Origin of the sequence: Pseudomonas sp. Q1 (assembly GCF_009935975.1) — a bacterium.
In the GTDB taxonomy this organism is placed as follows: Bacteria; Pseudomonadota; Gammaproteobacteria; order Pseudomonadales; family Pseudomonadaceae; genus Aquipseudomonas; species Aquipseudomonas palleroniana.
Map to the genome: position 1 here is coordinate 42210 of NZ_QODI01000016.1, position 13042 is coordinate 55251.

The 13042-nt window shown below is 61.7% G+C and carries 12 protein-coding genes; 4 read left to right on the forward strand and 8 right to left on the reverse strand.

The annotated features are described in order from the left end of the window. The first annotated feature begins 69 nt into the window (after positions 1-69). Entirely contained in the window at positions 70-1095 is a 1026-nt protein-coding gene (gene sohB / locus DK870_RS23205; protein ID WP_060752545.1) for a protease SohB, read from the forward strand. A 138-nt stretch (positions 1096-1233) separates the two neighbouring features. On the opposite strand, the gene DK870_RS23210 is transcribed toward sohB, so the two are convergent. Then, entirely contained in the window at positions 1234-2763 is a 1530-nt protein-coding gene (locus DK870_RS23210; protein WP_161549785.1) for an MFS transporter, read from the reverse strand. Between the two features lie 149 nt (positions 2764-2912). On the opposite strand from DK870_RS23210, the gene DK870_RS23215 reads away from it, so the two are divergent. After that, positions 2913-3809 carry a LysR family transcriptional regulator gene (locus DK870_RS23215; protein WP_161549786.1) on the forward strand — a complete coding sequence of 299 codons (897 nt, stop codon included), beginning with the start codon at positions 2913-2915 and terminating at the stop codon, positions 3807-3809. On the opposite strand, the gene dhaL is transcribed toward DK870_RS23215, so the two are convergent. The 7 genes from dhaL to DK870_RS23250 all read right to left on the reverse strand — a co-directional run bounded on the left by dhaL (position 3766) and on the right by DK870_RS23250 (position 10955). Continuing rightward, complete coding sequence (gene dhaL, locus DK870_RS23220; RefSeq protein ID WP_060752548.1) at positions 3766-4413, reverse strand: dihydroxyacetone kinase subunit DhaL; 648 nt, start codon at positions 4411-4413, stop codon at positions 3766-3768. The two genes, DK870_RS23215 and dhaL, sit on opposite strands and share 44 nt — an antisense overlap. A gap of 3 nt (positions 4414-4416) precedes the next feature. Then, positions 4417-5418 (reverse strand): dihydroxyacetone kinase subunit DhaK, encoded by a 1002-nt coding sequence (locus DK870_RS23225; protein WP_090370547.1) that lies wholly within the window; start codon positions 5416-5418, stop codon positions 4417-4419. 76 nt (positions 5419-5494) lie between these two features. After that, positions 5495-6610 carry an alcohol dehydrogenase catalytic domain-containing protein gene (locus tag DK870_RS23230; RefSeq protein ID WP_090370548.1) on the reverse strand — a complete coding sequence of 372 codons (1116 nt, stop codon included), beginning with the start codon at positions 6608-6610 and terminating at the stop codon, positions 5495-5497. Between the two features lie 25 nt (positions 6611-6635). Next, positions 6636-7391: an SDR family oxidoreductase gene (locus DK870_RS23235; RefSeq protein ID WP_090370549.1), complete on the reverse strand. Its 756-nt coding sequence runs from the start codon at positions 7389-7391 to the stop codon at positions 6636-6638. Positions 7392-7451: 60 nt separating this feature from the next. Continuing rightward, positions 7452-8459, reverse strand: coding sequence for a substrate-binding domain-containing protein (locus DK870_RS23240; protein WP_161549787.1), 1008 nt, complete (start codon positions 8457-8459; stop codon positions 7452-7454). Between the two features lie 34 nt (positions 8460-8493). Next, on the reverse strand, positions 8494-9471 hold the full coding sequence (locus DK870_RS23245) for an ABC transporter permease (RefSeq protein WP_090370553.1): 978 nt from the start codon (positions 9469-9471) through the stop codon (positions 8494-8496). Then, positions 9468-10955: a sugar ABC transporter ATP-binding protein gene (locus tag DK870_RS23250; protein ID WP_161549788.1), complete on the reverse strand. Its 1488-nt coding sequence runs from the start codon at positions 10953-10955 to the stop codon at positions 9468-9470. The genes DK870_RS23245 and DK870_RS23250 overlap by 4 nt, the downstream gene beginning before the upstream one ends. A gap of 283 nt (positions 10956-11238) precedes the next feature. Here DK870_RS23250 and rpiB point away from each other — a divergent pair, with 283 nt between their 5' ends. Continuing rightward, positions 11239-11700 carry a ribose 5-phosphate isomerase B gene (gene rpiB / locus DK870_RS23255; protein ID WP_161549789.1) on the forward strand — a complete coding sequence of 154 codons (462 nt, stop codon included), beginning with the start codon at positions 11239-11241 and terminating at the stop codon, positions 11698-11700. 63 nt (positions 11701-11763) lie between these two features. Next, positions 11764-12744 (forward strand): sugar-binding transcriptional regulator, encoded by a 981-nt coding sequence (locus DK870_RS23260; protein ID WP_060752556.1) that lies wholly within the window; start codon positions 11764-11766, stop codon positions 12742-12744. The last annotated feature ends 298 nt before the right edge of the window (positions 12745-13042 follow it).

The following is a 13042-nucleotide window of genomic DNA, read 5'->3' on the forward strand; positions in this document are numbered from 1 at the left end:
GTGCCGCCGGTATGCTGGGGCATCTGCGCCTGGCGCACATCCATTTAAATTGTCCTTATAAGGAGCGACATGGATTTTCTGGCTGAATACGCGAGTTTCCTGGCAAAGACCGTCACCCTGGTGGTCGCCATCCTGGTGGTACTGATCAGTTTCGCGGCGCTGCGCAACAAAGGCCGTCGCAAGTCCGCCGGCCAATTGCAGGTCAGCAAGCTCAACGATTTCTACAAGGGCCTGCGTGAGCGCCTGGAGTCGAGCCTGCTCGACAAAGAGCAGCTCAAGGCCCTGCGCAAAGCCGAAAGCAAAACCGAAAAGAAAAACAGCAAGAAGAAACCCGAGGCCAAGCCGCGGGTGTTTGTGCTGGATTTCGACGGCGATATCAAGGCCTCGGCCACCGAGAGCCTGCGCAATGAAATCACCGCGTTGCTGAGCCTGGCCACGCCCAAGGACGAGGTGGTGCTGCGCCTGGAAAGCGGCGGCGGCATGGTGCACAGCTATGGCCTGGCGTCATCGCAACTGGCGCGTATCCGCCAGGCGGGCGTGCCGTTGACCGTGTGCATCGACAAAGTGGCGGCCAGCGGCGGCTACATGATGGCGTGCATCGGCGAGAAGATTATCAGCGCACCGTTCGCCATCCTCGGCTCCATTGGCGTGGTGGCGCAACTGCCCAACGTCAATCGCCTGCTCAAGAAGCACGATATCGACTTCGAAGTGCTGACCGCCGGCGAGTACAAGCGCACCTTGACGGTGTTTGGCGAAAACACCGAGAAGGGCCGCGAGAAGTTCCAGGAGGACCTGGACATCACCCATCAGTTGTTCAAGAACTTCGTTTCGCGCTACCGCCCACAGCTGGCGATCGACGACGTGGCGACCGGCGAAGTGTGGTTGGGGGTTGCCGCCCTCGACAAACAACTGGTCGATGAACTGCAGACCAGCGACGAATACCTGGCGAACAAGGCCAAGACCGCCGAGGTGTTCCACCTGCATTATGCCGAGCGTAAAAGCCTGCAGGAACGCGTGGGCCTGGCCGCCAGCGGCTCGGTTGACCGCGTGTTGCTGACTTGGTGGAACCGGCTGACCCAGCAGCGGTTCTGGTAACTGACGCTGGGCCTGTAGGCTGATCCCTTGTGGGAGGGGGCTTGCTCCCGATGGCGATGTGACAGTCGATAACTGTATGGACTGAACCACCGCTATCGGGAGCAAGCCCCCTCCCACATTTGTTGTGTGGTGTTGGAATCAGCGGGTCGGCAGTGGCGATGGGGTGGCTGCCGGAATGGGTTTGCTCATCAAGATCCCCACCACCAACGCCCCCAGCAACCCCAACAATCCGGCCACCCACAATACCCCGCCGAACCCACCCACAAACGCCTGTTGCGCCAGCGGTTGCACGCCCGCCCGTGCCGATGGCGGCAACAAGCCCATCGCCGCCGGCATATCCCCGGCCACGACGCGCGAGGCAATAGCCGCCACCTGGGCCTGCCACCGAGCGTCAAGACTCGCACTGAGCAACCGCTCGCTTTGGCTGCTTAACAACGCCCCATACACGCCGATGGCCAGCATGATCGCGCTGAAACGCATGGTGGTGCTCATGCCCGACGCCATCCCGGCGCGGTCGCGTGGCACGCAGGCCATGATGTTTTTCTGTGTATCGCCATTGAGCAGCCCCGCACCGGCACCGGTGACGGCAATCGCCAGGGCGAAGGGCAGATAGCCGCCGACGTTCACGGCCCAGGCACTCAGCAAGTTGCCGCAGCCCACCAGGGTCAAGCCGGCGGCCATCATCGTCGCGGGTGCAAAGCGTCCAGCCAGGCGGGCGCCGATCCGGGGGCAGATGAGCATGGTCAAAGCAAACGGCAGCATGCCCAGCCCCGAGGCAATCGCGGAAAAGCCCAAGCCGTTTTGCAGGTAGAACGGCAGCAGCGTCATCATCACCTGGGCGCAACCGGCGTAGGCAAACATCCCCAACAGCGCGCCGATAAAGCGCGGGTGGCGCAACAGTTGCAAATCCACCATCGGCCGTTGTTGTAGGCGCTCGACCCACACAAACACGCCCAGCAACAGCGCGCCACCGACCAGACGCGCGTAGGTCAGCGGGTTGTCCCAGCCAATGCGATTGGCCTCAATCAAGCCCCAGATCAGGCACAGCAAGCTTGCGCTGAAGGCCAGACTGCCCCATGGGTCGAGGCGCGCCGACTGGGTGTCGCGTGATTCAGGAATCGCGCGCAGCGCCAGGCTCATCAGTGTCAGGCCCACGGGCAGGTTGAGGTAGAAGATCCAGCGCCAGCCCAGATAGTGGGTAATCAGGCCGCCGAGGGTCGGCGCGGCGGTCATCGCCACGCCCATGCAGGCGCCCCAGAACGCCCAGGCTTTGGCACGCTCCACTTCATCGTGGAAGGTGTGGCCGATGGACGCCAGTGCCGAGGTCAACAGCAGGGCCGCGCCGACCCCTTTGACGGCACGGGCGATATCGAGCAACAACGCGTTCGGCGCAGCACCACAGCCCAGGGACGCCAGGATGAAAATGCTCAACCCCCAGATCAGCGATTTCTTGCGGCCAAAGCGATCGGCAATGCTGCCGGCCGGCAGTAACAAGGCGGCGAACGCGAGCATATAGGCGCTGACCACCCATTCGATATCGGCAAAATTGGCGCCCAGGTCGCGGGCGATGCTTGGCAATGTCACCGCGACGATATTGGTATCCAGCACGATCAACGAACAGACACCGGAGGCGGTCAGCAGCGTCAGGCGTGGGCTGGCCGGGTTCATGGTTGAATTACCTTGCAGGCAATCCTGAAAAGACAATTGACGGACATCGCGAGGGCTCTCTAGTGTTGAAGTGGTATGAGCTTATCCTTGGCCGGTAACGTCTCTGTTAGCCGCTGCGAAGCACTTCATTACCTTTGAGCTAATCCTCTATGGAACTACGCCATTTCCGTTACTTTCTGGCCGTTGCCCGGCACCGCAACTTCAGCCGCGCGGCCGAGCAGTTAGGCATCGCGCCGCCGACCCTGAGCCGGCAGATCCAGGACATGGAAAACAGCCTGGGCACACGTTTGTTCATCCGCCGGCAGCGCGAGGTCAGCCTCACCGAAGCGGGCGCCGCCTTGCTGATTGAAGCCGAGGCCACGGTGTGGCAATTCGAGTTCGCCCAACGCAATGCCCAGCGCGCCGGTCGTGGGGAGATCGGGCATATCGAGTTGGGTTACGTGGCTTCGGCGCTGTACTGCGGTTTGCTGCAACGGCAAATGCAGGGGTTCAGCCAGGCGTTTCCCGACGTGAGCGTGAACGTGCGCGAATGCGCGATGGCGACCTTGGCCAATGCGGTGGCGGATGGGCGGTATGACATCGGCTACATCCGCTCACCCATGAACTTGCCCGATGGCGTGGAGGCGGTACGCCTGGACAGTGAGGGCTTCGTGCTCGCGCTGCCGCAGGATTCCTGGCTGCTCGGGCTCAAAGCCATCGGCTGCGAACACTTGCAGAATGAGACGTTTATCCTGCCGGAACAGATCAGCGGCACCCTGCACGTGGCCGCACAAGGTGGCTATGCGCCACGCCTGGGGCCGCAACCGGGTGGTTTGGTCGCGGTGGTGGCGCTGGTGTCATTGGGGCAGGGCGTGGCGGTGGTACCGGCGTCCATGGTGGGGCATGTGAGTTTGCCGGGCGTGGTGTACCGCACGATTCAGGGATGCGAAGCCTCGTCATGGTTGTCGTTGATTCACCGGCGCTTTGAGCAAGCGCCGGCGGTGGTGCGCTACCTGGAGCACATCAAGCAATCAGTCGCGGTTGTACCGAGTCGGCCAGGCGCGTGAGGATCAGGCAGCACGACACCGCGCCCGCGTCCAGCACCCCCAGGGAACGCTCGCCCAGGCGACTGGCGCGGCCGATTTTCGCCACCAGGTCCTTGGTCGAATCGCGGCCGCGTGACGCAGCGCTTTTCATCGCCTCCAACGCATCATGGAAGGACGCGCCGCCGGCATGCGCGCCCTCAAAGGCTTCGACCGCCGGGATCAGCGTATCCATCAAGCACTTGTCGCCCACGCCGGCTTCGGTAATGTCCTGCAGCGAGGTCAAGCCGCCGCGCAGCAAGTGGGCGAAGGTGGTGGCGTCGATGTCATCACAGCTGCGTACCTCGTCGGCCATGCCGATAAACAGGCTGCCGTACAACGGGCCCATGGAGCCGCCGATGCCTTCCATCAGGCTCAGGGTCAGTTCATCCAGGGCTTCGGCCAGCGTCAGTTGGCGGCCCTCGATTGTGCGCCCGCAATGGGCGAACCCTTTGGCCATGTTGATGCCGTGGTCGCCATCGCCGATGGCGCCGTCCACTTCGCTCAAGTATTCACGGTTGGCGACGATCACGCTGACCAGGTCGGCAACGATGGCGCTGCCGTCGTGGGTGGAAAAATGCTGGCTCATGGTTCACTCCGCCTGGGTCATGCCGATGGAACGGCAGGGATGATCGATCAGGGTTTTCAGCTCTGCGTCCAGGCCGAGCAGGGTCAAGGTCACGCCCATCATCTCCAGGGAGGTGAAGTAGTTTCCGACGTAGCAACGGTGAATCTTCAAGCCCTTGGCGCTGAGCTGACGCTCCACTTCGGCGTAGAACACATACAGTTCCATCAGCGGCGTGGCCCCCAGGCCTGAAACCAATACCACCACGCTGTCGTCCTGGCTGAAATCGCGGTCGGCGAGGATTGGCGCGAGCATGCGTTCAGCCATCGCGGCTGCCGGTTCGATGGCGACCACTTCGATGCCCGGCTCGCCATGATGGCCGATGCCCAATTCCATCTGGCCGTCGGGGATCTGGAAGTTCGGCTTGCCGACGGCGGCAATGGTGCAGGGGGTGAGGCCGATGCCGATCGAGCGGCAATGATCGACGGTTTTTTGCGCGACCCGTATGACCCCGTCCAGGTCGTAATGCTGCGCTGCAGCGGCACCGCCGACCTTCCACATGAAAATTTCCCCAGCCACCCCTCGGCGCTTGGCGATATCGGCCTTCGGCGCGGAGGCCACGTCATCGTTGGCGACCACCGTGCGGATGCGCATGTCTTTGCTGGCCGCCATTTTCATCGCCAGCTTCACGTTCATATTGTCGCCGGCATAGTTGCCATACAGGCAGGCCACGCCCGCGCCATGATCGGCGGCGCGGAAGGCATCGAAAAAGCTTTTGGCGGTGGGTGACGAAAAAATTTCGCCGACGGCTACCGCGTCCACCAGGCCCGGGCCGACATAGCCGAGAAACGCCGGTTCATGGCCTGAGCCGCCGCCGGTGACAATGCCTACGCGGCCCTGGCCGGAGGGCCTGGCTTTGGTGATGACCCGAGGGTTGGTCTCGTACTGGCGCAACTCGGGGTGCGCGACCAGGATGCCGCGCAGCATGTCCTCGACCACTTGGTCCGGATCGTTGATGACTCGATTCATAACGCGGGTTCCTGTGTTCTTGTTCTGTTGGACGACAACAATCCAGTGTGGAGCGGCTTGCTCCCAGGTGGTGCGCCTAAGGTTTGAGCACAACCTTGAGCGACTTGTCTCCGCGCTCCATCACTGCAAACGCCTCCTTGAAATCCGCGAGTGCGAACGTGTGGGTCACCACATCGCGCATGTCGATCTTGCGGTTACCAATAAAGTCGATGGCGCGCGGGTACATGTAAGGCCCCAGGTGGGAGCCGAGGATATCGAGTTCCTTGCGGTCGCCGATGATCGACCAGTCGACCGTGGCTTCGTCGTTGAACACGCTGAACTCGACGAAGCGCCCCAGTTTGCGCAGCATTGCCAGGCCCTGGTTGACCGCTTTGTGGTGCCCGGTGGCCTCGATGTAAATATCGCAGCCGTAGCCATCGGTGATCTCGCGGATTTTGCCCATGACGTCGACCTCGGCCGGGTTCCAGACTTCGTCGGCGCCCAGGCGCAGGGCGAGGGCGGCGCGTTCTGGCTTCATGTCCAGCACGATGAGCCTTTTCGGATTGCGCAGGCGCACGGCGCCGATGATGCCCAGGCCCAGCGTGCCGGCGCCGGCGACCACCACAACGTCGTCGTGGTCGACATTGGCGCGCTCGGCGGCGTGCAGCGAACAGGCCAGCGGCTCGATCAGGATCGCTTCATCGGGGGCGATGGATTCCGGCACTTTGTGGATGATGCCCTCCTTGGTGAAGATCATGTACTGGGCCATCGCACCCTGGACATTGTTCTGGAAACCGTAGAGGTCATGCTTCTGGCACATCCAGTACTGGCCGTGGTTGCAGAAGCGGCAGCCCCAGCAGGGCACGATCTGCTCGGAGATCACCCGGTCGCCGACCTGTACACCCCGCTTTTGCGCGCCCGGGCCGAGGGCGACTACACGGCAGACAAACTCATGCCCGGGAATCATCGGCGGTTTCACGTAGCGCGGTTGTTCGGCATCGCCCCAGAACGACGGCGCGCCGCGATAGGTCTTGATGTCGCCCATGCAGATACCGCACAGCTCGACTTTGGTGAGGATTTCATCGGGGCCAGGCGTCGGGACGTCGACGGTTTCCAGGCGATAGTCTTCCGGGCCGTGGCAGACCACGGCCTGCATGGTTTTCGGGATGACCGGGTGCAGTTGATCAGGTGTGCGTTCGGTAGCGGTGGACATGACAGAACCTCACGACAAAAAAGAATTACTGAATGCTGTAGCCGCCGTCGATCACCATGTTGGCGCCGGTAATCATCTGTGCGGCATCGCTGAGCAGGTACAGCGCCAGCCCGGCGATTTCTTCGGGCTGGGCAAAACGGCCCGCCGGGATCTGCAGTTTGGCTCGCTCACCCACTTCACCGGCCCAGGCTTTCTTGCCCAGGGCGGTTTCGACGATGGTCGGGGAGATGGCGTTGACGTTGATCTGCGGCGCCCATTCCATGGCCAATACCTTGGTCATGCCCACGATCGCGGCCTTGCTGGCGCAATAGGCAACGTGGCGGTCGAGGCCGATCACGGCAGCCTGGGAGGCGAGGTTGACGATACGCCCGGCGCCTTGGGCCAGCATGTGCCTGGCGCAGGCCTGGGCCACGAAAAAACTGGCTTTCAGGTTGATGTCCAGGGTGCTGTCCCAGGCGCTTTCGCTGACGTCGATGGCTTTGTCCAGCAGCGCGATGCCGGCGCTGTTGATCAAGTAATCCAGGCGTTGAAAGTGTTCGAACACCTGGTCGATGGTGTGTTGCACCTGGCTGATCCGGCTGAGGTCGACGGCGATACCCAGATGTTCGGCACCCAGGCTTGCCGCGACATCCACGACCGCCGGGTCACGGTCCAGCAGCGCCACGCGGGCGCCGCGTTCGGCCAGCAGGGTGGCGCAGGCCAGGCCGATCCCGGCGGCACCGCCGGTGATCACGGCGCAACGGCCGCTGAGGTCGAAGGCTTGGTTCCAGAATCCAGACATGCATGGCTCCTCTTGTGAGCGCTGTGACGATCCAATGTGGGCAGTGTTTCAGGCCAATAGCTATTTGCCGCCGCTGACTTGTCTGTACAGGGCGTCGGCGTTGGCGTCGGTCACCGGCACCCACGGCAGGATGTAGTTCTTGGCCGTGCCCTCAGCCCATTTCAGCTCTTTGGCATAGCGCTCCCAGATCACCGACTGGGGTTTGTAGTCCTTGCCGGACAAGGCCCGCAGCGCCACATCCAGCGCACCTTGGGACTGGGCCTGGGCGTCCTGGAGGAAGGTGGTGACTTCGCCTTTCTTCGCCGCCTGGATCGCATCGGGCATGCCGTCAATCGAGGTCACTGGCACGTCTTTGGCGGTCAAACCGTGGGACTTCAGCGCCTGCACGGCGCCCAGGGCCATGTCATCGTTCTGCGCGATCACACCGTTGATGCCTTTGGGGTGGGCGTTCAACCAGTCTTCGGTCAGTGCGAGGGCCTGGGCGCGGTCCCAGTTGGCGGTTTTTTTCTCGATGATCTTGATCTCGGGGTGTTTACCGAGCACTTCCAGCTCGCCTTTTTCCCGGTCGATTTGCGCCGATTGGCCAATCGGGCCCTGGATGATCACCACGTTGCCTTTGCCGTTGAGCTTGTCGACCATGGCCTGGGCTTGCAGGCGACCACCCTCCACATCGTCGTTACCCACATAAGGGACGGCGGCATCGGCGACTTTGGTATTGGACGCGATGACCACTACGTCGTTGCTCATGGCTTGCTTGACGGTGCCGACGCCGGCCTTGGTGTCGATCGGCACGAACAGGATGGCGTCGTAGTGCTGGGTCACCATGTTTTCGATCTGGTTGTTCTGGGTCAGGGCGTCGTAGTTGCCGTCGAAAATGGTCAACTGCACGGTGCCGTCCTTGACGGCCGGGTGTTCCTTCAGCTCGCGCACCCAATTCTGCATGAACTGACCCTTGAGGCCGTAGACGGCCGCGCCGATCTTGTAGGACTTGCCTTCGGCGGCCAGGGTGATACTGCTGGCGAGCAGGGAGAGGGCCGCCACGGCGGCCAAGGTGGTACCAAGTTTCATGAGTAGAACTCCGGTTATTGTTGTGGGTCGTTCTCTAGGGTTTTTTCTTGCGCCACACGTCAATCAGTACTGCGAACACGATGATCAGGCCCTTGGCGACCTGCTGGTAATAGGAGGACACGCCGAGCAGGTTCAACCCGTTGTTGATCACGCCGATCAACAGCGCACCAAACAGCGTGCCGACAATGCTGCCGGTACCGCCCGACAGGCTGGTGCCGCCGATCACCACTGCGGCAATCGCGTCCAGCTCATAGGACACTCCGGCCTGGGGCAGGGCGGAAGTGGTGCGGGCCGACAGCACCACGCCGGCCAGCCCGGCAAGCAGGCCCGAAACCACGTACACCGAAAACATCACTTTGCGTACGCCAATGCCAGAAGTGCGTGCGCTCTTTTCGTTGCCGCCTACCGCGTACACATAACGGCCGTAGGTGGTGTAGCGCAGCACCATCCAGAAGATCAGCGCGACCACGGCAAAGATGATGATCGGCACACCTATCGGGCCGATCTTGCCGATGCCCAGGGCCAGGTAAGCGTCGGGCAGGTCGGTGATCGGGCTGCCGTCATTGAGGATGAACGTCATGCCTCGCGCCACGCTGAGCATGCCCAAGGTTGCCACGAAGGGCGGGATCGACAGGTTGGCGACCATGAAGCCGTTCACCACGCCGAGCATCGCCCCGGCAAACATCCCTGCGCTCACGGCGGCCAGCAGGCCGTAGCCCTGGGTGGCAACCATGGCGCTGCACAGCCCGGCGAAGGCCAGGATCGAGCCCACCGACAGGTCGATGCCCTTGGTCAGGATCACGTAGGTCATGCCTACGGCCAGGATGCCGTTGATGGAGGTCTGGCGCAGGATGTCCATCCAGTTGCGCCAGGTCATGAAGTATTCGCTGGAAAATGCCATCACCCCGCACAGCAGGATAAACACCAGCGGCAGGCCGAAGCGGTCGATGGAAAGGCGCAGGCGATTGCGCGGCGCGGCGGTAATCGGAGCAGCAAGGGTTTTGGCATTCATGAGGCAAGACTCAACAAGGCTTCCTGGGAAAGGGCGGTGTCAGTACTGATGGTCACCAGCCTGCCGCCTTTGAATACGGCGATGCGATCACTCAGGTGCAGCAACTCGGGGGCTTCCGACGACACCACGATGGCCGCGCCGCCGGCCCTCACGAACTGGTCGAGCAGGTGGTAGATCTCCTGTTTGGCGCCTTCGTCGATACCGCGGGTCGGTTCATCGCACAGCAGGCACACCGGCTCGGTGGACAGGCATTTGGCGAGCACGACTTTCTGTTGGTTACCGCCGCTCATGGAGGCCACCGGCAGGTCCAGTGACGTGGTCTTGATCTGCAGGCGCTTGACCATGTCGCGGGCCAGTTGGGTTTCCTTGCGCGCATTGATCAACGACCAGTTCGACAAGCGCTTGTAGGCCGACAGGGCAATGTTGGAAAGAATGCTGCCGGTCAGCACCAGGCCGCTGTCTTTACGGTCTTCGGTAACCAGGGATACGCCGGCATTGATCGTGGCCTTGGGCAGGCCGATCGGCATGGGCTTGCCGTGCAGGGTGACGCTGCCGGAATCCGGTGTGGTCAGGCCATAGATGCAGTTGAGGAATTCACTGCGCCCCGACCCCATCAGGCCATAGATACCGAGGATTTCCCCCTGGCGCAGTTGCAGGCTGATGTCGTGGAATTCGCCGGCGCGACTCAGGTTGTCCACTTGCAGGCAGGTGCTGGCGGCGCATTCGCGGCCGACCTTGTGGTCGATGCGCGTCAGTTCCTGGCCGACGATGCCGCGCACCAGGTGGTTGCGATCGATATCCGCCATGCGCCCGCTTTCCACAAAGGCGCCATCGCGAAAGATGCTGTAGTCGTCGGCGATCTGCGCCAGCTCGCTCAGGCGGTGCGACACATACACGATACCGGCGCCCCGGGCGGTGAGGCGGCGGATCGCCTTGAACAGGGTTTCGGCCTCGCGCTCGCCGATGGCCGAGGTGGGTTCGTCCATGATCATCACCTGACAGTCATGGCTGAATGCCTTGGCGATTTCCACCAGTTGGATCTGCGCCACGCTCAGGCGGTGCATGGGCTGGGTCGCGTCGACGTCGAACTCCAGGCTTTCAAGTAGCTCGCGGGTGCGACGGTTGAGGGCCTTGCTGTCGACGATACAGCCGGCGCGGCGCGGTTCGCGGCCCAGCCAGATATTTTCGGCGACGGTCATGTAGGGGATGGGCTCCAGCTCCTGGGTGATCATCGCGATCCCCGCCGCCAAGGCTTCGCCTGGGCGGTTGAACTGCACCGGTGCGCCGTTGAGCAGAATGGTCCCGGCGTCACGTTGGGTGATGCCCATCAGGATACTCAGGAACGTCGATTTGCCTGCGCCATTGCCACCGCACAGGGCGTGGACGCTGCCGGCCCGCAGCGAGAGGCGCCCATCACGCAGGGCAGGCACCCCGGCATAAGCCTTGGCGACGTGTTCAGCCTGGAGCAGTAATGGCGTAGCCATCGGCGTGTCCTCGTGCTGTGAATTCTTATTAGGTCGCACAGTCATGTTCTGCTGCGATCATATGTGTATCAAATGAAATTCTGATCAGTCAATCTCTTTCATTAAAAAGCCATGATTCTGGTCATGAGTAGCAATATCGCCTTTTTAGACCGCTTTGACTGCCGGGTCAGTTAGAACTTGCTTGACAGGAAGGGGTGAATGCAAGCGAAATGACTGAGAGAAATTTCATTGAGTGATCATATGATCAGTCACAAGCATAAACACGGCAGCGGAGTCAGACGCCATGAACACACCTTTCCCGGTGGCTATCGGATGCGATGAAGCGGGTTTCGAGCTCAAGGAGCTGTTGAAGCGTCATATCGAGACGCTGGGTTATCCGGTCACCGACTTCGGCACTCATTCCACCGCGCCGGTGCTGTATCCGGATATCGCCCTGGCCGTGGCCAACGCCATTAATGCCGGTGAGCAACGCCTGGGTGTGCTGGTGTGCGGCACCGGTATCGGCATGGCCATTTCCGCGAACAAGGTATTGGGCATTCGTGCAGCCCAGGCTCACGATACCTACTCGGCGGAGCGTGCCCGCAAGAGCAACGATGCGCAGATACTGTCCATCGGTGCGCGAGTGATCGGTGCGGAGTTGGCCAAAAGCATCGTCAAGGCATTTCTGGAGTCGGAGTTCGAAGCGACGCGTTCCGGGGCCAAGGTCGAGCGCATCAATGCGATTGAGCGCGATGGGCATCAGTAGTGGACTAAACGGGGCAAGAGTCGGGAGAATGCGCCTTTGACGCCGAAACGGAAGCCCGTCCCCATGAGTGACAGTACCCAGCGCATTGCCAGCGATATCGATCAGATGACCGAAGTGGCGATGCTCTATTACCTTGAGAACGTCACTCAGGAAGCCATCGCCAAGCGCTTCGACCTGTCGCGGGCCAAGGTCAGCCGCCTGCTCAAGCGTGCGCGGGATGAAGGTATTGTCGAGGTGCGCGTCTTGCAGCATCCGGCGATGAACAACGAACTGGAGCGGGCGTTGGTGGAGCGCTTCAAGTTGGATCGTGCGTTGATCGCGGTCGACCATAGCGACCCCGACACCCAGCGCTCGGCAGTCGCCAGCCTGGTGGCCAACTACCTGAACAAAACGTTGAGCGATGGCATGATCGTCGCCGTAGGCATGGGGCGCAATGTCGGCGCAGTGGCCGATAACGTCTTCCTGCCGGTGACGCGCAACTGCACATTTGTGTGTGCTATCGGTGGTTCGCTCAAGGCCGGCGAATACATGAACCCTGACCATATCTGCCGGCGCCTGGCGCTGCGCTTTGGTGGCGAAAGCGAAAGTCTGTATGCCCCTGCCTTGGTGGCCAACCCGGAATTGCGGGGCGTACTGATCAACAACGACACCGTGCGCTCCACGCTGGACCGCGCCCGGCGCGCTGACATCGCGTTGATCGGCATTGGCGATATGAGCGAAAACAGCAATATGGTGCGCATGGGCTGGTTCTCGCCCCAGGAGATTGCCCAGGCGCGGTTGTCCGGTACGGTCGGGGACATGATGGGCTATGACTTCATCGACATTCATGGCCAGCCGGCGGTCAACGCCATTCAAGGGCGGGTGATCGGCTTGACGGTACAGGAACTGGTCCGCATTCCGGATGTGGTGGCGATTGCCAGCGAAAACACCAAGGCGGCGGCGACGCTGGGTGCGTTGCGCTCGGGGGTGATCAACACGCTGGCAACGACGGTTACCAACGCTCACACCATCCTGGCGCTGGATGATGCCACCCGTAAAGGCTGACTCAACCAAGATCGGAATGAGGGCGGGGCGGTGCGACGATTCGGCTGGTTCCCGATGGCGGCGGATCAGTCGGTAGATAGGTTGACTGACAGGCTGTCATCGGGAGCAAGCCCCCTCCCACAGGGTGGTGGGGCGGCGTTGAGGACAGGTTTTGTAATAGTTTTGCGTTGTAGGAAATTTGTGTTCAGGCTGTACGATTCAAGTCCTTTTATGATTTCAGGACCTGCATGAACACCCTCTCGGAGCCTCCCAGTCGTCTTTCCCCAAGACCACCATTGCCGCTGTTCCAGCTGAAACC

What these genes read in the sequence shown, in the direction of transcription:
- sohB (WP_060752545.1), top strand. Translation starts at nt 70, where the DNA reads ATGGATTTTCTGGCTGAATACGCGAGTTTCCTGGCAAAGACCGTCACC.
- DK870_RS23210 (WP_161549785.1), bottom strand. Translation starts at nt 2,763, where the DNA reads ATGAACCCGGCCAGCCCACGCCTGACGCTGCTGACCGCCTCCGGTGTC.
- DK870_RS23215 (WP_161549786.1), top strand. Translation starts at nt 2,913, where the DNA reads ATGGAACTACGCCATTTCCGTTACTTTCTGGCCGTTGCCCGGCACCGC.
- dhaL (WP_060752548.1), bottom strand. Translation starts at nt 4,413, where the DNA reads ATGAGCCAGCATTTTTCCACCCACGACGGCAGCGCCATCGTTGCCGAC.
- DK870_RS23225 (WP_090370547.1), bottom strand. Translation starts at nt 5,418, where the DNA reads ATGAATCGAGTCATCAACGATCCGGACCAAGTGGTCGAGGACATGCTG.
- DK870_RS23230 (WP_090370548.1), bottom strand. Translation starts at nt 6,610, where the DNA reads ATGTCCACCGCTACCGAACGCACACCTGATCAACTGCACCCGGTCATC.
- DK870_RS23235 (WP_090370549.1), bottom strand. Translation starts at nt 7,391, where the DNA reads ATGTCTGGATTCTGGAACCAAGCCTTCGACCTCAGCGGCCGTTGCGCC.
- DK870_RS23240 (WP_161549787.1), bottom strand. Translation starts at nt 8,459, where the DNA reads ATGAAACTTGGTACCACCTTGGCCGCCGTGGCGGCCCTCTCCCTGCTC.
- DK870_RS23245 (WP_090370553.1), bottom strand. Translation starts at nt 9,471, where the DNA reads ATGAATGCCAAAACCCTTGCTGCTCCGATTACCGCCGCGCCGCGCAAT.
- DK870_RS23250 (WP_161549788.1), bottom strand. Translation starts at nt 10,955, where the DNA reads ATGGCTACGCCATTACTGCTCCAGGCTGAACACGTCGCCAAGGCTTAT.
- rpiB (WP_161549789.1), top strand. Translation starts at nt 11,239, where the DNA reads ATGAACACACCTTTCCCGGTGGCTATCGGATGCGATGAAGCGGGTTTC.
- DK870_RS23260 (WP_060752556.1), top strand. Translation starts at nt 11,764, where the DNA reads ATGAGTGACAGTACCCAGCGCATTGCCAGCGATATCGATCAGATGACC.